The sequence below is a fragment of the Coxiella endosymbiont of Ornithodoros amblus genome, assembly GCF_019425495.1.
Lineage (GTDB): Bacteria > Pseudomonadota > Gammaproteobacteria > Coxiellales > Coxiellaceae > Coxiella.
In genome coordinates this window covers 15,135-34,354 of record NZ_VFIV01000009.1, presented here as the reverse complement: position 1 = coordinate 34,354, position 19,220 = coordinate 15,135, and the positions used below count along the sequence as shown (strand labels likewise).

Here is a 19,220-nt window from a genome sequence, read left to right as displayed (position 1 = left end):
AAAATAGAAATTCTGTGTTGGCGCATTATAACGCCCCCTTTAAAGAGCGCACTTTTCATTGGGTTGTTTAAAAATAACTACTATTTAAAAGAAAGTAGCTTGCATGGAGCGAAGCGAAATACGGGAAACCGCTGATTCATCCCTGAAATGTAGCCTTCAAGCCAATTTCATTAGCTTATTTTTTCAGAAAACCGTTTAAAACTTGAAGGCGTTTCTTAGAATATCTTCAAGTTTTACTTTGTGGAAGTGGTACGCCCATTAATTTTTGGAGTTATTGCGGTAGTTTAAATTTTTGTTGGAGCAAGGCATCAATGGAATATTTATCCTCGCCTAGAATGTAGAAACTCAATAATAGTACGGCCCACATAAAACAGTATTCCAACCGCCGCCTGAGTTTGCCCATATAAACCCTTTTTAAAAATGATTGCTTAGTACCGTAGCGATTATTAAATAAAGTGTGATGTCCAATGATCCCAAACGTGTTAAAAAGCCAAGGCTGATGGCTATCGTGCTCCCCCAATTCACAAAGACCTGCTAATCTCACAAAAAATTGGGATTTGTTATTCCTAAGCCCAAAAGCTTTGATATCTCCTTGAAAAGAAACAGGACCAGAAAATAATTTCTCGGTGAAGTGGGCAATCAAATCGTAGCCGATGTACATCGTATATAGGAAAAGAATTATTTAAGAATAAAAACGCAAGACAAACAGGCGCAACCGCGATATATAAACCATTCACACCCAGAATTCTAATCACGGTGAGGATACAAAAAACGGAAAGCAAAAAACCACCCGCGGTGCTTTATAAGTCATAATCAAAAATAAAATCACCGCTACAGTCCAAATAAGAGAAAAAATAAGAAACAGAGGAAGCGATAGGGATATTAAAAAAATTAATAATAACGATGAGATTAAAGTAAGAAACGCTAACAGCAAACTAGCCGTAATCATGTAATCATTCCAAAGTAATAATTCTTTATCAACAAGCCTTCCTCTCTATGGCCTGTCACAACTCTCTACTATCTACCCATAACTCGTTCGTTGACTTTCTGTGGCCCACTCTTACCTTCTATGTATGCTGCGATCCTCGAAAATCAACGATTTCTGGCTCAACCTAGTGAATTGATGACAGACTCTAGTTTACAGAACTGTGCCAAAATTTTTGGCCGCTTATTTTATTAATGAAGACCCCAGTGTAAAAATGGGTAATGCAACAATCAAGCTGTCGACACGATCAAGTATACCACCATGTCCAGGTAAAAATTGACCACTATCTTTAACTCCCACCTGGCGTTTTAACATGCTTTCAAAAAGATCACCGATGACAGCAAAAAACACTGTAATCAACGCAAGCAAGATTACCAAACATAATTGAGAGAAAGGCAAATGGAATAAAATCTCCCCGATAACCGCAATCAATAGTGATAAAATTATTCCCCCGCCCAATCCTTCCCAAGTCTTTTTAGGGCTGACACGAGCAATCAATGTATGTTTTCCCCAGAGTTGTCCTGCTGCATAAGCGCCTGTGTCCATCGCCCAAACTAACATCAACCCAAAAAATAACCAGCCTGGTCCGCCGATATCTTCTCGCAAAGCATCGATAGCCAACCAACAAGAAATTAAAGCAAAAAACCCGACAATCAATTTTACTGCCGGATATTGAAACCCCAACGGTGCTATATTAAAGGCATAACAAAGAATGGCTACTGCCGCCCACAACCAAAGGATTACTGAGGCGATTAATACCAAAAAAATAGGTAAATAATAAACAGAAAATAACGTGATTCCCACTAATACCACGTAAAAGCCGCGCCAGTATTTATTTTTAATGCCTCCCAAAGCAGACCATTCCCACGCAGCCAAAATCATAATAGCCCCAATTAAAACAGCGAACCAAGGCATGGGTAAAAACCAAGTGGCTAATAATACGAAAAAAAATAAAACTAACGCCGTAAGGACGCGATATTTAAACATGTTGTTTTCCAACCTGTTCAGGCGTTAAGCCAAATCGGCGTTGACGAGTACAGTAAAACGTCAAAGCTTGATCAAAAGTTTCTTCATTAAAATCAGGCCATAGGGCAGGCGTAAAGTAAATTTCAGTATAGGCAAATTGCCATAACATAAAATTGCTCAACCGTTGTTCCCCACTCGTTCGGATTAACAAATCTGGTTCTGGTAGATCACTTAAACATAAATAGTTTTGAAATAATTCCCCGCTCATTAATTCAGAAGTAAGCTCTTGATTTTTTATTTTCTCAGCCATTCGCTGAACGGCCTGCAGGATATCCCAGCGGCCGCTGTAATTCAGGGCAATAATTAATTTTAAACCGGTATTGTACTTCATGAGATCTTGAGAGGTCTGAATTTGCGTCAGCATTTTTTTACCAAACTCTTGGTGATCACCAATTACGCGAAGCTGCACATTGTTTTTATGCAATTCCTCAGTATTCCCTTTGAGAGAATCTAAAAATAATGATATCAAAAAATTGACTTCTGATGGCGGCCGCGCCCGATTCTCAATGCTAAAAGCAAAAAGCGTTAACACTTCGAGCGGCTTTTCAGCCGCATATTCAACTATTCGGCGAACAACTTTAGCGCCCGCACGATGTCCCGCCACACGCGGCAAGCCACGACTGTTAGCCCACCGACCATTGCCGTCCATTATAATTGCAACATGTCTTGGCATCATAGAGCCATCAAATCCACTTCTTTTTGGGCAGCCATTTTATCCACTTCAGAGATTTGTGCGTCCGTCAGTTTTTGAATAGCCGTTTGTGCACGACGCTCCTCATCTTCACTGATCTCCTTTCCCTTCATTAATTCCTTTAAATCGTTATTGGCTTCTCGACGAATATTCCGTATAGCGACTCGAGCGCGTTCTGATTCATCTCGCGCCATCCGCGCTAACTCTTTTCTGTGCTCTTCGGTTAAAGGAGGTAAGGGAACGCGAATAACCATTCTTACTGTGGCAGGATTTAGGCCTAAATCAGCTTTTCGAATGGCTTTTTCGATTGGCCTCACCATATTTTTTTCCCACGGGGTAATGGACAGCGTTCGTGGATTTTCAATGGCGATCGTTGCTACTTGACTTAGCGGGGTTGAAACATTGTAGTAATCCACTTTAATATGTTCGAGTAAACTTGGGTGTGCTCGGCCCGTTCGCAATTTCGCTAATTCCGTTTTCAAAGAACCCAAACTTTTTTCCATTCGCGATTTTGAATCGTTAATAATGTCGTTAATCATCATTTTCTCCTAAAATAGTCGCTCTCCCGAGGAAGAATGCCCTTCTTAGTTCCCGTATTACGCTTTGCTTCACATGACTACTAGCCTTGATCAACCAGCGTTCCTTCTTCTTGGTTGATAATAACGCTGAGCAGCGCACCTCGCCTATTAATATTAAAAACTCGAAGGGGCATGTTATAGTCGCGGCATTGGCAAAACGCCGCCAAGTCCATGACTGCTAATTCTTTTTTTAGCGCTTCTTGATAAGATAAATGTTTATACAACTTGGCTTGTGGGTTTTTTTCTGGATCGTCAGAATAAACCCCGTCCACATTGGTGGCTTTCAAAACGACATCTGCATTGATCTCAATACCTCGCAAGCTCGCCGCCGAATCTGTCGTCACGAAAGGATTCCCCGTACCAGCGGCAAATATAACGACTCGCCCTTGTTGTAAATGATGAATGGCTTTGCGTCGATGAAAGGCATCGGCAACACCTGTCATCGGGATGGCTGATAAAATCCGTATGGGCAAATTGGAACGTTCAAAAGCATCGCGGAGCGCTAAAGCATTCATTAACGTCGCCAACATCCCCATATAGTCGCCGGTAATGCGGTTAATGCCAGCGGCTTGAAGCGCAGCGCCCCGAAAAAAATTACCTCCGCCGATAACAATGGCTATCTGTACACCCAATTGGTAAACCTGGGTAATGTCTTTCGCCATTCGGTCCAAAACATTTGGGTCAATGGCATGAAGACCCTTTCCCATAAGCGCCTCACCACTCATTTTCAAGAGTACGCGCCGATAGAGTGGTTGGGGTCCATTCGTCATTAACGATTTCCTTGTACTTGTGCCATTACCTCATCAGCAAAATTTTGTGATTCTTTTTCAACACCCTCACCCACCTCAAAGCGAAGAAATGCTAACACTTTTGCTTTTTCTGCTTTCAACAAATCACCGACCAACTTTTCAGGATCTTTCACGTAAGATTGGCCTTCCAAGCTGATCTCCTTTAAGAGTTTTTCCACCTGACCTTTAACCATTTTTTCGATAATGTTTGCCGGTTTCCCTGTTTCTTGGGCTCGCACTAAAAAGATTTCCTTTTCTTTTTCCACGAATTCGGTGGAAACCTGATTAGCACTCACCGCTTGCGGGTTAAAAGCCGCAACGTGCATGGCAAGTCCTTTCGCCAATTCAAGGTTAGGTACATCGAGTACGAGCAAAACACCAATACGGCCGCCGTGGATATAATGACCAACAACGCCGTCCGAAGATAAGCTTGCTACCCGGCGAATTTGAATATTTTCACCAACCCTATTAACAAACGCTTTTCTCTCGTCTTCAATGATCGAAGAAGAATTCGGTTCAATCGGAAGCGCTAACATGGCAGCAACGTCGCTCACCCCTTCTGCTAAACCCCGCTCGGCCACCTTGGAAGCAAAAGCGATAAAATTAGTGTCTCGAGCCACAAAATCGGTTTCGCTATTTACTTCGGCCATAAAACCTTTCTTTTGATCTTTGCTGATAGCAATGGCAATTACTCCCTCAGCCGCCCTTTTTCCAGCGCGTTTTGCTGATTTTGCGTCTCCCGCTTTGCGCAAAAGATCGATGGCAGCCTCCATATCGCCGTTGGTTTCTTGGAGCGCCTTCTTACACGCCATCACCGCAGCGCCGGTACGTTCGCGCAGCTCTTTAACCATAATTGGTGTAATTGTTGTCATCGTTCTCTCCTATTTGCCTTCTTCCGCCTCAGCTTTACTGGCTTGTACGGGCTGTTCTTAGAGCACTTCTTTATTCTTAGAGTCTTCAAAAGTTTTTTTCGTTTCAGCAGCTTCTTTCGTTGCTCTTTTCTCAGTTGTCAGTTTTTCAGATTTTTTCTCCACTGCGGCTTGTTCCTTTTCAACTACTTTTGCTTTCTTAGTGACGACTTTCTTGGCTGTGGTTTTTGCCTTGGTTTTTTCTTCTTTAGCTTCCTCGTCCTTTTGCAAATCCAACACGCTGCGAGCGTCAATAATAGTATCCGCTATCGCTTTGCAATAAAGTCGAATGGCGCGAATGGCATCATCATTACCCGGAATAACATGATCGATGTTATCGGGACTGGCATTGGTATCCACGATTCCCAGAACCGTTATGCCCAAACGATTTGCCTCCTGAACGGCGTTTCTCTCGTGTTTCACGTCAATAACAAACAACGCGTCTGGCAAGCTGCCCATATTTTTAATGCCCGCCAAATTAGCTGACAATTTTTCTTTTTCGCGCATCAAATTTAAGATTTCTTTTTTCATCATGCCGACTAAGTTTTCTTCATTCTCTAGACGTTCTTCTAACTCCTTAAGTCGTTTGATTGACTGGCGAATGGTTTTGTAGTTAGTCAACATTCCGCCTAACCAGCGATAATCCACGTAGGGCATACCACAACGGGTGGCTTCCTCTTTTACAATTTCGCGTGCCGCAAATTTTGTCCCCACAAACAGCACCTTGCCGTTTTTGGAAGCGACTTCCTTTACGAATTTCAAGGCATCACGAAAGGCGGACAAGGTCTCTTCAAGGTTAATTATATGAATCTTTTGTCGGGCTCCGTAAATATAACGAGCCATTTTAGGGTTCCAATAGCGAGTCTGGTGCCCAAAATGAACACCAGCATCCAGCAGTTGAGGCATAGTTATATCAGTCACTTTTTTCTCCGGGTTAAACCTCCACTTATCCCATGACACGACCCGTTGAAACAGGGCACCCGGGATCATGTACCGAGAAGTGTGTGTATTTTTCCGCGCTTTTATACCATAAAGAGGCCCGCGATGGAAGAAAAGCACCCTTCATATAACCTTTTCAGTACAGAGAAACACCGCAGAAATAAGTCAATCCATGCGAAGATTATGTCATATCCTCGTGAAAGAAGGTTATATTCAGGAGACCGAAGAGAAAAAAGTGGAGCAAACAGGCGGCTCAGAAGTGATAGAAAGGGGGCTTTTTCAATACTGCAAAAAGCCTAAGGAAATTTGAGGGAGTCGCTTATACATCCAGGCATCCAACTTACTCAGTTTCCCACTCCACCCTTATAATATCGAAGAGTAATCTTCAGATGAAAATCGCTTTCTTGAGGAGATTAACACCGAGTAGATTGACGCCCACAAGGTTGCCTCCAAAGATAAGTAAGCAGAGGAACTGACAGGCTCGATCCGTTACCAAAATTTTAAGTTAGCTTGCCTGCTCATCCGCTAACTTTTATACTCCCTCTCATGCCAATATCGATTAAAACACCCAAAGAGCTGAAAAAAATGCGCGTTGCTGGCCAGTTGGCGGCGGAAGTGCTCGAAATGATTGACCCTTACGTGAAAGCGGGAATTACCACCAATGAACTCAACGCGATTTGTCACGATTACATCACACAAATACAGAAGGCTATTCCAGCACCGCTTAACTATCGCGGCTTTCCCAAATCTATTTGCACTTCGGTTAATCACGTCGTTTGTCACGGCATTCCCAGCAACAAAAAATTAAAAGATGGCGACATCATCAATATTGACATCACCGTCATTAAAGACGGTTATCACGGAGATACCAGCAAAATGTTTGCTATTGGCAAAATTCCTTCTCATGCGGAGCGTTTAGTTAGAATTACACAGGAATGTCTCTACATCGGCATCAGCATGGTTAAGCCGGGCACACCGCTTGGTGACATTGGCGCGGCCATTCAAGCGCATGCGGAGAAAAATCATTATTCTGTTGTTCGAGAATATTGCGGGCATGGCATTGGAAGCGTTTTTCACGAACCTGAATTGCAAGTGCTTCACTATGGTCGTCCCAGCACCGGTGCTGTTTTACGGCCCGGGATGACTTTTACCATCGAACCTATGATCAACGCCGGAAAACGCTATGTGAAATTACTTAATGATGATTGGACAGTAGTTACAAAAGATCGTCGCCTCTCTGCCCAATGGGAGCATACTCTCGCCGTAACAGAAACCGGTTGCGAAGTGTTTACTTTACGAAAGGGTGAAAAAATTAGCGTTTAATAGCGTCCTGTTATTTGTAATATATTTTTAATACATTGGTCAATGTCAGCTTCCGACAATTCGTGGCTAGTAATCGCTAAGCGAAAAATGACCTTAATTTTAAAACATCTGCCTGTTTTGCACATTGCACCGATATCGTTCCAAAGTCGTGGCCTGCTTGCGGCTTATGAAAAAGATAATCAGCAGTGTTATTACTACATGCTTGAAATAAGATTTCTTTTTCGTTCCCTAGAAGAGCCGAACAAAATAAGGGAACACCTAATAATTTATACGCATCCCAACAGACCGATTGACTTTTTCAATGCTGGTAAACATCGAGCGATAACGTGAACTTAACAATAAAGAACCACCAGAAACAACATCTACATGAATCCAAAGCATTTTTATGAGCAATCTCAGAAATTTCGACCAAAGGATCGAATGCACCCGTTAGCCATGCACCCGTCGTCCCTATAATTAAAAAGGCTGTTTTTCTTCGGAAAGCGTGCGATTAATTTGCATTTCTAACGCATGAGGTAACATTTGGCCTGAGGCGTTTATTGCTCTACACGCACCACGTTTTTCTCTCTAATTCTGAATAGTATCGGCTACACTAAAGACGGAATAATGGGCGTGATCGGAAACAAACATCACTAACGGTTTTGGTTCATTCCAGCATCCCTCTACCTTTACAGCCGGAAGCGACTGATTGCGTGCGTAAAGCGCGGCAACCATATTAGCTTGACTACCGCCGTTGGCACCGCTTAAAAAGTAGCGGTCTCGTCGTGTTAGTGATAGTTCGTCAGCATTTCACCCATTGGAGCGGCCGTGGTTGTCGCAGAAAATAATTGATTAAAAAACTGTTTATGGTGAGTACGAACCGCGTAATTCAGATAAGTCTTAAACATCAAATAATAACTCATAAAGAAATTCCCTCCTCTAAAACTCGGAGATGAAAATAAGCCTTAAACCTATCAAAAGATAGGTAATGAGTCTGAAGGCCGGCTGATAGGATATCGAATAATTATAAAAAATATCAAACACTTAAATTAAAACATTAAATTCCATTGTTGCCATCCTCCTGATGATAACTTTTCCGACAAACGCAGAAAAATGGAAATAAATATATTATTATTTTTTGATGGGTTATAGAAAAATTCTGCTTTAATCTGCCATATTTCAAGGTAACGCTAACATTTTGAATTTTAAAAGTTAAGCTGAGGTCTAAAAATATCTGAAAAAACTTTCTTAAAGAAAATTAAGCAAGTAAAAGCGCTTATTCGCGATACTTTAAACGAATTTGTGAATAAGCGAGTTGGACTCTTATACTCATTTCATTTGCTAAGGATTCTATGCTCTTACTTCACCTTTTCCGTAAAATCGATCCAAATATAAAAGTGTATTCTCTGGTTTCAGATACTGAATTCGATGAAACCTAAAAATACATCCGATTTATTGTTGAAACTTGGAATCTCAATTAGCATCAATACGATTTTATGCAGAAGGATTTAAGCGATTCTCCAGGTAACTGTTACAATGGGCTAAAAGTTTCCTGCTATGCAAAGCGTTTTAGCCGAACTCGATTATTGGATTTCGGGGTTAGAGACGACGAAGGTGCTGAACGAAAAAATTTTTCTCAGCGTGAAAGTTTCTAATCTTTTGAAGATAAATCCTATTTTAGCTTTTTCAGAAGCCGATATTTGGCAGTATCTTGCGGATCAATATAATATTCCGGCTCATACCTTGTATAGCAAAGACTATCGTAGTTTGGGTTGCAGATTGTGCTCTACTCCTGAACGTAGTAATGATCAAAGCGAAAGTGATGAACGTTGGCGCGGTACCTCACTCCAAGGTGGAGAATATGGGATTCATTCAATTAAAAAAGCAGCTGCTTAAGGTAATAAAGAATTTGGTAGGGAATCCCTTATGTAGAAACGATTAGCTTTTGTTAGCTTTTGATTTTATCTCTTTTGCTGCAACGGGCTCCTAAACCGCAACAAGAAGGGTTAACTTCTGTAATTGATAAAGGCTTGAGTCTACAAAAAACAGAAGCGCTCTTGGATAGGGGATCGAGTTTTATCGATATCCTCAAACTAGGATTTGGCACGAGCCGGATTTATTCCGGGAAAAAATTATTGCAGAAATTAAGTTTACTTAAAAAGGCAGGAATAATTGTTTGTACGGGCGGAGCGTTTTTTGAAATAGCCTATTTTCAAAATAAAATAGCTGAACACTTCGAGGCATGTCAGCAATTAGGTTTTAACGGAATTGATTTCTGATGGAGTCGATGCAATTGATATCGAAATCAAAGTTAATGTTGTTAAAAAAGAAAAACAATTGGGATTACCGTTTTTTCTGAGGTAGGGCGGAAAGATCCTGCGATAGATGCGGAATACAACATCACGCAACGGAGCATCCTTCAAGTTTCACGTCAACTGGCTGTGGGTGCAAGGTTAAACCGGTTTTAACGATAGAAAAACGGATAGATTTTATTACCGCTCGCGAGAAAGAAGAAAAAACTGCGAAATGTCGATTAGCGTAATTCCTCGACAAAATTAATCGCAGGCACAAAAAAGGAAAATACTCGTTCTTTTTCAAGTAACGGCCCTTGTATATTAAATGCAGGCGGTAGCGCCATTCCTATTTTAATAGGCTGTTTGCGTAATTGTTCCGCGGTAAGTGCCGCAGCCAAACAACTGGCTGAACGCTATAAAAAAGACAATTACATTGTCCTAGCCGTCGTCACCATATGCTGAACGGATGATTGGCTAACGGGCTTTTTCTAAACTGGCTCCTTTTCGAATAAGTGGGACAATAGCGCCTATCTCTGGAAATAAAAACGCTTTTGTGGCAATCCCCCACTGGGAAACAGTTATTACGACTGGGCTACGAAGCCAATATAGAATTTTGTTCACAATTCGCTGTTTTTATCATTCCTGTTCGAAATAAAAAACGTTGAATTAAAAATTCATACAAAATAAAACGATATCGACCAGAATTTTAGATTCAATAACGTGAAAATGGAAATCAACCGTCAATGCTGATATAGAACAATAGGAAACGAAGAAGATACCGATGGCTAGAATTTCATAAAGGAAAGCTTCTCGCTTAGATAAAACTTTATCCAGCGAACGGTAAACTAAATATTTATTAAAAAAAATTAAAATCACCAGAAACCAAGCAGCCAATTATTAATTAAAGAAGTAGATTTTTCTTTACTTAACCAATAAATTAACACAAAAACACCGACGTCAATTACAAATGAGGACAAACTCGCCACGGTGTATCGAAGGAAAACAAAGTAAACTTCAGCGACTCTACATAGGGGCTCAACACTCGCAGTCTTAGTTTAGACCTCAATGAGTTACCAGCCTGTTGCCTCAGCAACGCCTTTACCAATTTCAGCCGGCGATCTTACGACAAATACACCAGCCGCTTCTAAAGCAGCATATTTATCAGCGGCGGTGCCTTTTCCACCAGCAATAATAGCGCCTGCGTGCCCCATTCGTTTACCCAGTGGCGCCGTAACACCCGCAATGTAAGAAATGACCGGTTTTTTTACATTTGAGCGAATAAATTCAGCCGCTTCTTCTTCTGCCGTGCCCCCAATTTCCCCAACCATAATGATAGCTTGTGTTTGAGAATCTTTTTCAAACATTTCCAAGACGTCGATAAAACTAGTACCTGGAATAGGATCTCCACCAATCCCAACACAGGTGCTTTGGCCAAAACCCATCTGAGTGGTTTGGTTAACCGCTTCGTAAGTCAATGTGCCCGAACGCGAAACAATACCTACTTTACCACATTGGTGAATGTGTCCCGGCATGATGCCGATTTTACACTCACCCGGTGTGATAACCCCAGGGCAATTTGGACCAACCACACAGACACCTGGGTGTTGTCTCAAATAAGCTTTCACTTCTAGCATGTCCAAAACTGGAATACCTTCGGTGATGCACACGACTAATCGAACACCGGCGTCAACGGCTTCAATGATGGAATCTTTGCAAAAAGGGGCTGGAACAAAAATCATTGTCGCATCAGCGCTCGTCTCTTCTATCGCCTCATAAACCCTATTAAAGATAGGAAGCCCTAAGTGCGATTGACCGCCTTTGCCCGGCGTGACGCCGCCTACCATTTGAGTTCCATACTCTATCGCTTGTTCTGAATGAAATGTTCCTTGCTTGCCGGTAAACCCTTGGCATAGAACTCTTGTTTCTTTATCAATTAAGATACTCATTATGCGATCGCCCTACTTGTTTGACAATTTGTTCCGCTGCGTCGGCAAACCCCTTGGCGGCGATAATATTCATGCCGCTATCTGCCAATTTTTTTGCACCCAACTGAGCATTATTTCCTTCAAGCCGAACAACCACTGGCACATCAATACCAACTTTTTTTACTGCACTGATAATTCCATCAGCAATGAGATCGCAACGAACAATACCACCGAAAATATTAACCAAAATGCCTTTAACGTTTTTATCGGATACAATAATCTTAAATGCTTCTGTCACGCGTTCTTTAGTAGTGCTACCGCCAACATCAAGGAAATTGGCAGGATCGCCACCGGACAGTTTGATTAAATCCATGGTTGCCATGGCAAGTCCAGCCCCATTTACCATACAACCGATATTGCCATCCAGTTTGACGTAATTTAATTCCCATTGTTGGGCCATCGTTTCATGCTCATCTTCTTGAGACGTGTCTCGCATTTCTCGCAATTCAGATTGACGATAAAGCGCGCTGTCATCGATATTTATTTTAGCATCCAAACAAATAAGTTCGCCTGAGCCAGTGATGGCCAATGGATTAATTTCTAATAAGCTTAAATCGCGCTCGGTAAATAATCGGTATAAGCCAATCACAATATCGGTGAATGAGCGCATTTGTTTTAAGTCTTGGAACCCTAAACCAAAAAATAATTGGCGACATTGAAAGGGTTGTAAACCAATGACCGGGTCAACAGTGACTTTTAGTATTTTTTCAGGCGATTTTTCAGCAACTTTTTCAATTTCCACACCGCCTTCGGTCGACGCCATGAAAACGATACGTTGAGAAGCACGGTCAATCACTGCACCTAGATACAATTCCCGTACTATATCATCAGAAGCTTGTTCAACGAGAATCTGATTCACCAGCTGACCACGTTCATCGGTTTGATAAGTCACTAACCGCGTACCTAATAATGACTTGACCACGGATTTTAATTCTTCTTTATTTTTTACCAAACACACACCGCCTGCTTTACCGCGTCCTCCAGCGTGCACTTGGGCTTTAGCAACCCAACGGTCGCCACCGATTTTAGCGGTCGCATCAACAACCGCGTCGGAATTGAAAACCACTGCGCCGGCCGGAACGGGGATTTTGTATTCTTTTAGTAAATGTTTTGACTGGTATTCATGTAGGTTCATGGTTTTCTCTTTTTAATAAGTGAAACTTTAACACTCTAAAATCATTCGAGCTGGATCTTCCAAAAGCTGCTTAATAGTCACTAAAAATAACACGGCTTCTCGACCGTCAATCACTCGATGGTCGTAAGATAATGCCACTTGCATGATCGGGCGAACTACAATTTCTCCGTTTTCAACGGTTGGACGGTCCATTATTTTATGTATCCCCAAAATAGCGGTTTGGGGCGGATTAATTATAGGGGTTGAGAGAAGCGAGCCGTAAGTTCCGCCATTCGTAATTGTAAAAGTGCCTCCCGTTAGCTCTTCAATATTCAAACGACCTTCTTGAGCTCGAGAAGCGTATTCACGAATTTGTTTTTCAATATCGGCCATATTCATTTTTTCGGCGTTTCTAAGAATAGGGACAATTAATCCGCGTTCAGTGCCAATAGCAATACCGATGTCGTAATAATTGTGATAAATAATATTACTGCTATCGATGGAAGTGTTTACCATGGGAAAACGCTTTAACGCTTCAACGACGCCCTTGGTAAAAAAGGACATAAAACCCAATCGAACTTTGAATTTTTTTTCGAACTTTTCGCGATGTTTTTTTCGCAACTCCATTACCGGTTGCATGTTAATTTCATTAAACGTCGTTAATAACGCCGCTTCTTGTTGGACTTGCACTAACCGCTCCGCAATACGTTGTCGGATGCGGGATAAAGGCACGCGTTTTTCCATGCGTTCGTCGGGAGTCCCTTCTTTTCCTTCGGAAGATTTCTCTTTTTGTTTTTCTAAATAATCTTCCACATCCTTTTTTGTAACCCGCCCTCCTTTTCCACTTCCTTCAATTTCCTCAACATCAACGTCTTTTTCCCAAGTCATACGTCGCACGGCGGGACTGAGGTCAGATTCTTTTTCTCCGGTTTTTTCCTTATCTTTCTTTTCTTCTTTTTTCTCTTTTTCTTTTGTCATTTCTTTTTCGTCTTTCTTTTCTTTTTCTTTGACAACAGCACTGTCTTCTTTTAAAAGAGCAAGGATTTGATCGGCTTTAACAACCTTACCTTCTTTCACGACGATTTTTTCAACCACACCGTCTTTTGGGGCGGGAACCTCCAACATGACTTTATCCGTTTCCAAATCGACTAGATTTTCATCCCGTGAAATGGAATCGCCTTCTTTTTTATACCACTTTGCAACCGTAGCATCGCTAACCGATTCAGGCAACGTAGGTACTTTAATTTCTATAGCCATTTTCTTTCCTCAAATTTCTAACGCTTGGTTAACTAATTGTTCTTGTAATTTTACATAAAGTGCCGAATAGCCAGCCGCGGGGGCAGCGAAGGCCGAGCGCCCAACATACTCTAACGTTTGATCGTTCCATATGCACTTTATTAATCGATGGCGCGTACAAAACCACGCACCTTGATTTTTAGGCTCTTCTTGACACCAGATAACTTGCTTGGCGTTTGGGTATTTTTTCAATTCCGCTTTTAATTCATCGTAAGGAAATGGATATAACTGTTCGATGCGAATCATCGCAATATGATTCAATTTTCCTTTGTGTTCACGGCGTTTTGCTAATAAATCGTAATACACTTTTCCACTGCACAAAATTACGCGGGTAATTTTTTTTGGATCGTGTTTCTCAATTTCCGGAATCAATAATTTTAATTGACCACGAGCTAAATCTTCCAATGATGAAACCGCTAATTTATTACGCAGCACACTTTTGGGTGTCAAAACGATCAAGGGTTTCCGATAAGGCCGTAGGACTTGACGGCGCAATAAATGGAAAATTTGCGAGGGAGTCGTCGGGGCGCAAATTTCCATATTATTTTGAGCACACAATTGCAAATATCTTTCTAAACGCGCTGAAGAGTGTTCCGGACCTTTACCTTCGTAACCGTGCGGCAAAAATAAAACGATTCCTGATAAACGATTCCATTTCTGCCAGCCTGAGCTGATAAATTGATCTACAATGACTTGGGCGACATTTGCAAAATCACCAAACTGAGCCTCCCAAATAACTAAGGAATTGGGATCTGCGGTGGAGTAACCATATTCAAATCCTAGCGCACCTGCCTCACACAACAATGAATCGTAAATATGGGGCGTCGCTTGCTTGTCGCTTAAATGTTTTAACGGCTCGTATTCTTTTCCTGTTTCTTGATCAAACACAACGGCATGGCGATGAAAGAAAGTACCTCGTCGGGAATCTTGACCAACAAGTCGAACAGAAAACCCCTCCTCCAACAACGACGCGTAAGCCAACATCTCAGAAAACCCCCAATCCATCGGCGTTTTTCCTTCTGTCATCTCCAGGCGCGCTTTATAGATAGCTTCGACTTTACGATGTAAATGAAGGGTGTTTGGTAAAGTTGAGAATTTTTTCCCTAACGCTTTTAACTTTTTTAAAGGAAGCGTAGTGTCTACGACCGTAGTCCAATCCTGTCCCAAATAAGGCGTCCAATTAGCGGCATAATGAGCCGATAATCCTTCGGGTAAGATTTCAACCAATTGCCGACCCTGGTCCAGGCGGTCGCGATAATCGTCAATCCATCGATCGACCTCTTTTGCAGTACATAACTCTTTTTCTATCAGGTTTTTTGCGTAAAGCGTTTGGGCTGTAGGATGTTTTTGAATGATTTTATACATGGCAGGCTGTGTCGGCATCGGATCATCAACCTCTTGATGGCCGTGACGGCGATAGCAAACAAGATCGATGAAGACATCTTTATGAAAAGCCATGCGATAATCAAGGGCGAATTGTGTCACTGCCACAACCGCTTCAGGGTCGTCCCCATTAACATGAAATACTGGCGCATCTAACATTTTTGCGATATCCGAACAATACATCGAGGAGCGAGCATCTTGGGGATCGCTCGTTGTGAAACCCACTTGATTATTTAAAATAATATGAATGGAACCACCCACGTGATGCGCACGTGTTTGTGACATGCTGAGCGCTTCCATCACAATACCTTCACCCGAAAAAGAAGCGTCGCCGTGAATCATCACGGTCATCGCATAATCGCGTTTGTGTCCATTTTTTCGCTCTTGGCGCGCCCGCGCCGAACCCATGGCTACCGGGCAAATGAATTCTAGATGGGATGGATTAAATGCTAATGATAAATGAATCGGCCCTGCGTCAGTTTCTACATCGCGTGAATAACCACGGTGATATTTCACATCACCCGACACCAAACCGTAATCTTTTTTGCCTTCAAATTCTTGAAACAATTCGGCAGCGGATTGCCCCATTATATTTAACAATACATTCATGCGTCCGCGATGCGCCATACAAATAACAATTTCTTCAATTTTTTGATACCGTGCGCGTTTGGTTAATTCGTCTAAAAGGGGAATTAAACTATCGCCGCCCTCTAATGAGTAGCGAACTTGGCCGACATATTTGGTATTTAAATATTTTTCTAAAGATTCGGCAGCCACCAGTTGTTGTAGGATATTACGTTTCGTTTCTTTATCAAATTCAATCAACGGTAGACGCTGTTCCACATAGTCCCGCAACCAATTTCGCTCGCGTTCATTGGAAATAGTGCTATATTGTATGCCAATTGAACCGCAATAAATTTTTCGCAATTGCGTGTAAATTTCTTTTAAAGTGGCTTTTGGTTTATTCAAAAGGCCATAAGTGGCAAATGTTTTGTTAAAATCGGATTCTGTTAAGTTATAATGCCCCAATTCCAATCGGCTATCAACCGGACAGTTATCGCCCAACGGATTAATTTTAGCGTTGATATGACCAAAACGACGATAACCCTCAATTAATAAGTCCACTGCCGCTTGCTCAGGAGTGGGCGTAATGGTGGTTGCGGAAATAGAACGCGGTTTACACGCTAATCCGCGAAACTCTTCGCGAATGGTCGCATGCGAAATATCAGGCGTTGAAGCACCGTTTGTCAATGTTTCAAAATAACTGCGCCACTCCTGATTAACACTGTGAGGATCTTTTAAGAAGTTTTCGTAAAGGGTTTCGATATAGCCGGCGTTATTATCCGCTAAATAAGAACTTTTTTGAAACTGTTGCATTGTGATTTTTGACATGTTCTTTATCTTCTCGTTTTCCGATTATTCCCCGCTTTCTGTTTCCTGAAGCATTTCGGTGCGGATTTTCCTGATCGCTTTAGCAGGGTTAAGATTTTTAGGGCATACCGTCGCGCAATCCATAATAGTACGACAACGAAAAACACTGTACGGGTCTTTCATTGCGTCGAGGCGTTCTTTTTCCTTGGAGTCGCGACTATCGGCAATAAATCGATACGACCATAATAAACCCGCCGGTCCAATAAATTTGTCTGGATTCCACCAATAGGAAGGACAAGAAGAAGAACAACAAGCGCATAAAATGCATTCGTACAATCCATCCAATTTAACCCGTTCTTCTGGGCTTTGCAGCCGTTCTTTTTGAGGAGCTTCCTGATCATTTAAAAGATAAGGTTTTACTTTTTTATATTGAGCATAAAACTGCTCCATATCCACAATTAAATCGCGAATAATAGGAAAGCCCGGCAACGGTCGAATAACGACACGGTCGGGCAAATCTTTTAATTGGGTCACGCAAGCTAAGGCATTTTTGCCATTGATATTCATTCCATCCGAGCCACAAACGCCTTCCGCACACGAACGTCGCAAACCGATATCGGGGTGTTTTTCTCGAAGTGCTTCCAAGGCGTTAAGTAACATTTTTCCCTGAATGGCAGAAACATCCAATTCAAAATCTTGCATATAAGGTTTTTTATCTGTTTCTGGATTAAAGCGCATAATTGAGAAAGCCATGATTCGTAATTTTTTAGAATTCATTTTTTTATCAATCTCTCGATTTAGGTGGAAACGGATCCATCCCTTTGGGTTTCATATTAACAAGACGGTAAGCGATGCGCCCATCGCGAAAATAAACGGTGTGTTTTAACCAATTTGCATCGTCGCGTTCTTTATAATCATAACGAGAATGAGCGCCCCGGCTTTCCGTACGTTGCCGTGCTGAAACGGCAGTGGCGTAAGAAACCTCGATTAAATTATCGAGTTCTAATACCTCAATTCGGGCATTGTTGAAAGTGCGACTGGTATCGGTCAATTTCGCGCGCTGTAACCGTTCATTCAATTTTTGTAGGCGCTTCAGTCCTTGCTCCATTTTCCGCTCTTCGCGGAACACGCCGAAGTCTTCCGACATAGCTTTTCGTATTTCCTGTAGAAGTAATGCGGGATTTTCAACATTATTGGGTTTTTCCCAGCGTTCTAACCGAGCAATAACAGCATCAATATCATCAGGATTTTCAGAACGATGCTTCAATTCCGTTTTTAAGGCCTCTTCCAAATGCAATCCAATGGCACGGCCAAAGACAACTAAGTCTAATAATGAATTAGTTCCTAACCGATTTGCGCCATGGACAGAGACACACGCGCATTCTCCCGCGGCAAACATGCCTTCGATAATTTGGTCCCTACCGTTTTCATCCACGGTGAGTGCTTGGCCATGAATATTGGTGGGAATGCCGCCCATCATATAATGGCATGTCGGTAAAATAGGGATGGGTTCTTTTGTGATATCGACGTTTGCAAATTTTTCGGATAATTCGATAATACCAGGGAGTCGCTCTCGTAATACTTTTTCTCCCAAATGATCCAATTTAAGTAGGACGTGATCCTTTTTCGGGCCCACACCACCGCCGGCCATGACTTCTTGTAAGATAGAACGGGAAACGACGTCGCGGCAATCGAGGTCTTTTAAATGAGGAGAATAACGTTCCATAAAAGGTTCGCCGTGTTTATTGATAAGGTAACCACCCTCGCCACGTGCGGCTTCTGTAATCAAACAACCCACACCGTAAATACCCGTCGGATGGAATTGCCAAAACTCCATGTCTTGCACAGGCAACCCAGCTCGCAACACCATACCAATCCCGTCACCCGTGTTGGTATAAGCGTTACTGGTTGCTTCATAAATACGGCCCGCTCCCCCGGTGGCGAAAATCGTCGCTCGTGATTTGAAAAAAACCAACTCACTGGTTTCTATATTCATTGCGACCATGCCGGCAATCCCGCCTTGTGCACCGCGGACTAAATCGATCCCATACCATTCATAATAAAAATGGGTGCCTGCTTCTACATTTTTTTGGTACAACGTATGGAGCATAGCATGGCCGGTTCGGTCCGCACAGGCGCATGTGCGCCGGGCCATTTCTTTGCCGAAATCGCACGTGTGCCCCCCAAAAGCGCGTTGATAGATGCGACCGTCATCCAATCGAGAAAAGGGAAGTCCATAATGTTCCAATTCGTACACAGAAGGTGGGGCTTGTTCACACATGTATTGAATGGCATCTTGATCGCCTAAATAGTCCGATCCTTTAACCGTATCGAACATATGCCAAATCGGTTTATCCGGAACCACATTGCCCAAAGCGGCCGCTATGCCGCCTTGCGCAGAAACGGTGTGCGATCGAGTAGGGAAAACTTTTGATACAACGGCTACTTTATACTGACGAGATTGCGCCATTTCCAATGCGGCGCGTAAGCCCGCCCCGCCCGCTCCTACGATGACAGCATCGTATTGTTTGACTCTAATAGAGCTCATTCTTTACCTCGT

General features: G+C 42.3%; 18 protein-coding genes and 4 pseudogenes. 4 read left to right on the top strand and 18 right to left on the bottom strand.

Features of this window, described 5'->3' with window-relative positions; all coding sequences use genetic code 11:
* Positions 1-271: 271 nt before the first annotated feature.
* The 7 genes and pseudogenes from FIV31_RS02375 to rpsB form a co-directional block, all read right to left on the bottom strand.
* Positions 272-981 (bottom strand): annotated as a pseudogene (locus tag FIV31_RS02375) (DoxX family protein).
* 187 nt (positions 982-1,168) lie between these two features.
* Positions 1,169-1,984, bottom strand: a complete 816-nt coding sequence (locus FIV31_RS02370; RefSeq protein WP_280123667.1) for a phosphatidate cytidylyltransferase — start codon at positions 1,982-1,984, stop codon at positions 1,169-1,171.
* A complete protein-coding gene (uppS, locus tag FIV31_RS02365; RefSeq protein ID WP_280123666.1) occupies positions 1,965-2,687 on the bottom strand; it encodes a polyprenyl diphosphate synthase in 723 nt (240 codons plus the stop codon). Before uppS ends, FIV31_RS02370 begins: the two co-directional genes overlap by 20 nt.
* The gene (gene frr / locus FIV31_RS02360; RefSeq protein WP_280123670.1) at positions 2,684-3,241 is read right to left on the bottom strand and encodes a ribosome recycling factor; all 558 of its coding nucleotides are present in this window, start codon (positions 3,239-3,241) and stop codon (positions 2,684-2,686) included. The genes uppS and frr overlap by 4 nt, the downstream gene beginning before the upstream one ends.
* 80 nt (positions 3,242-3,321) lie before the next feature.
* Positions 3,322-4,050, bottom strand: a complete 729-nt coding sequence (gene pyrH / locus FIV31_RS02355; protein WP_280123665.1) for a UMP kinase — start codon at positions 4,048-4,050, stop codon at positions 3,322-3,324.
* Positions 4,050-4,940 (bottom strand): translation elongation factor Ts, encoded by an 891-nt coding sequence (gene tsf / locus FIV31_RS02350; protein WP_280123664.1) that lies wholly within the window; start codon positions 4,938-4,940, stop codon positions 4,050-4,052. The genes pyrH and tsf overlap by 1 nt, the downstream gene beginning before the upstream one ends.
* A 57-nt stretch (positions 4,941-4,997) precedes the next feature.
* Complete coding sequence (rpsB, locus tag FIV31_RS02345) at positions 4,998-5,897, bottom strand: 30S ribosomal protein S2 (RefSeq protein WP_280123663.1); 900 nt, start codon at positions 5,895-5,897, stop codon at positions 4,998-5,000.
* A gap of 145 nt (positions 5,898-6,042) precedes the next feature.
* Between rpsB and FIV31_RS08430 the strand changes: the two are divergent.
* Both FIV31_RS08430 and map read left to right on the top strand, forming a co-directional pair.
* A pseudogene (locus tag FIV31_RS08430) lies at positions 6,043-6,250 on the top strand (CBU_1387 family Dot/Icm T4SS effector); the annotation flags it as partial.
* A 211-nt stretch (positions 6,251-6,461) separates the two neighbouring features.
* Positions 6,462-7,238: a type I methionyl aminopeptidase gene (gene map, locus FIV31_RS02340; protein ID WP_280123662.1), complete on the top strand. Its 777-nt coding sequence runs from the start codon at positions 6,462-6,464 to the stop codon at positions 7,236-7,238.
* A gap of 76 nt (positions 7,239-7,314) precedes the next feature.
* On the opposite strand, the pseudogene FIV31_RS08180 reads toward map, so the two are convergent.
* Positions 7,315-7,470: pseudogene (locus tag FIV31_RS08180) on the bottom strand (pyridoxal phosphate-dependent decarboxylase family protein); the annotation flags it as partial.
* Between the two features lie 535 nt (positions 7,471-8,005).
* Complete coding sequence (locus FIV31_RS02325) at positions 8,006-8,140, bottom strand: hypothetical protein (RefSeq protein ID WP_280123660.1); 135 nt, start codon at positions 8,138-8,140, stop codon at positions 8,006-8,008.
* Positions 8,141-8,774: 634 nt separating this feature from the next.
* Here FIV31_RS02325 and FIV31_RS02320 point away from each other — a divergent pair.
* Together FIV31_RS02320 and FIV31_RS02315 are read left to right on the top strand one after the other, a co-directional pair.
* Positions 8,775-9,113: a phosphoadenosine phosphosulfate reductase domain-containing protein gene (locus FIV31_RS02320; RefSeq protein ID WP_280123659.1), complete on the top strand. Its 339-nt coding sequence runs from the start codon at positions 8,775-8,777 to the stop codon at positions 9,111-9,113.
* A gap of 59 nt (positions 9,114-9,172) precedes the next feature.
* Positions 9,173-9,496, top strand: coding sequence for a phosphosulfolactate synthase (locus FIV31_RS02315; protein ID WP_280123658.1), 324 nt, complete (start codon positions 9,173-9,175; stop codon positions 9,494-9,496).
* Between the two features lie 254 nt (positions 9,497-9,750).
* Here the strand turns inward: FIV31_RS02315 and FIV31_RS02310 are convergent, their stop codons facing one another.
* The 9 genes and pseudogenes from FIV31_RS02310 to sdhA form a co-directional block, all read right to left on the bottom strand.
* Positions 9,751-9,909, bottom strand: a complete 159-nt coding sequence (locus FIV31_RS02310; protein ID WP_280123657.1) for a hypothetical protein — start codon at positions 9,907-9,909, stop codon at positions 9,751-9,753.
* Positions 9,910-9,985: 76 nt separating this feature from the next.
* Entirely contained in the window at positions 9,986-10,132 is a 147-nt protein-coding gene (locus FIV31_RS02305; RefSeq protein ID WP_280123671.1) for a hypothetical protein, read from the bottom strand.
* Positions 10,104-10,577: pseudogene (locus FIV31_RS02300) on the bottom strand (GtrA family protein). Before FIV31_RS02300 ends, FIV31_RS02305 begins: the two are co-directional and overlap by 29 nt.
* 4 nt (positions 10,578-10,581) lie before the next feature.
* Positions 10,582-11,457 carry a succinate--CoA ligase subunit alpha gene (gene sucD, locus FIV31_RS02295; protein ID WP_280123656.1) on the bottom strand — a complete coding sequence of 292 codons (876 nt, stop codon included), beginning with the start codon at positions 11,455-11,457 and terminating at the stop codon, positions 10,582-10,584.
* A complete protein-coding gene (gene sucC, locus FIV31_RS02290; protein ID WP_280123655.1) occupies positions 11,441-12,631 on the bottom strand; it encodes an ADP-forming succinate--CoA ligase subunit beta in 1,191 nt (396 codons plus the stop codon). Before sucC ends, sucD begins: the two co-directional genes overlap by 17 nt.
* A 27-nt stretch (positions 12,632-12,658) precedes the next feature.
* Complete coding sequence (odhB, locus tag FIV31_RS02285; protein ID WP_280123654.1) at positions 12,659-13,867, bottom strand: 2-oxoglutarate dehydrogenase complex dihydrolipoyllysine-residue succinyltransferase; 1,209 nt, start codon at positions 13,865-13,867, stop codon at positions 12,659-12,661.
* Positions 13,868-13,876: 9 nt separating this feature from the next.
* Entirely contained in the window at positions 13,877-16,681 is a 2,805-nt protein-coding gene (locus tag FIV31_RS02280; RefSeq protein ID WP_280123653.1) for a 2-oxoglutarate dehydrogenase E1 component, read from the bottom strand.
* Between the two features lie 24 nt (positions 16,682-16,705).
* Entirely contained in the window at positions 16,706-17,437 is a 732-nt protein-coding gene (locus tag FIV31_RS02275) for a succinate dehydrogenase iron-sulfur subunit (RefSeq protein WP_280123652.1), read from the bottom strand.
* Positions 17,438-17,444: 7 nt separating this feature from the next.
* Positions 17,445-19,208, bottom strand: coding sequence for a succinate dehydrogenase flavoprotein subunit (gene sdhA / locus FIV31_RS02270; RefSeq protein WP_280123651.1), 1,764 nt, complete (start codon positions 19,206-19,208; stop codon positions 17,445-17,447).
* Positions 19,209-19,220 lie beyond the last annotated feature (12 nt).

Coding starts and splice junctions, on each gene's coding strand:
- uppS (WP_280123666.1), bottom strand. CDS start 2,687: ATGATGCCAAGACATGTTGCAATTATAATGGACGGCAATGGTCGGTGG.
- frr (WP_280123670.1), bottom strand. CDS start 3,241: ATGATTAACGACATTATTAACGATTCAAAATCGCGAATGGAAAAAAGT.
- pyrH (WP_280123665.1), bottom strand. CDS start 4,050: ATGACGAATGGACCCCAACCACTCTATCGGCGCGTACTCTTGAAAATG.
- tsf (WP_280123664.1), bottom strand. CDS start 4,940: ATGACAACAATTACACCAATTATGGTTAAAGAGCTGCGCGAACGTACC.
- map (WP_280123662.1), top strand. CDS start 6,462: ATGCCAATATCGATTAAAACACCCAAAGAGCTGAAAAAAATGCGCGTT.
- FIV31_RS02325 (WP_280123660.1), bottom strand. CDS start 8,140: ATGAGTTATTATTTGATGTTTAAGACTTATCTGAATTACGCGGTTCGT.
- FIV31_RS02320 (WP_280123659.1), top strand. CDS start 8,775: ATGCAAAGCGTTTTAGCCGAACTCGATTATTGGATTTCGGGGTTAGAG.
- sucD (WP_280123656.1), bottom strand. CDS start 11,457: ATGAGTATCTTAATTGATAAAGAAACAAGAGTTCTATGCCAAGGGTTT.
- sucC (WP_280123655.1), bottom strand. CDS start 12,631: ATGAACCTACATGAATACCAGTCAAAACATTTACTAAAAGAATACAAA.
- odhB (WP_280123654.1), bottom strand. CDS start 13,867: ATGGCTATAGAAATTAAAGTACCTACGTTGCCTGAATCGGTTAGCGAT.
- FIV31_RS02280 (WP_280123653.1), bottom strand. CDS start 16,681: ATGTCAAAAATCACAATGCAACAGTTTCAAAAAAGTTCTTATTTAGCG.
- FIV31_RS02275 (WP_280123652.1), bottom strand. CDS start 17,437: ATGAATTCTAAAAAATTACGAATCATGGCTTTCTCAATTATGCGCTTT.
- sdhA (WP_280123651.1), bottom strand. CDS start 19,208: ATGAGCTCTATTAGAGTCAAACAATACGATGCTGTCATCGTAGGAGCG.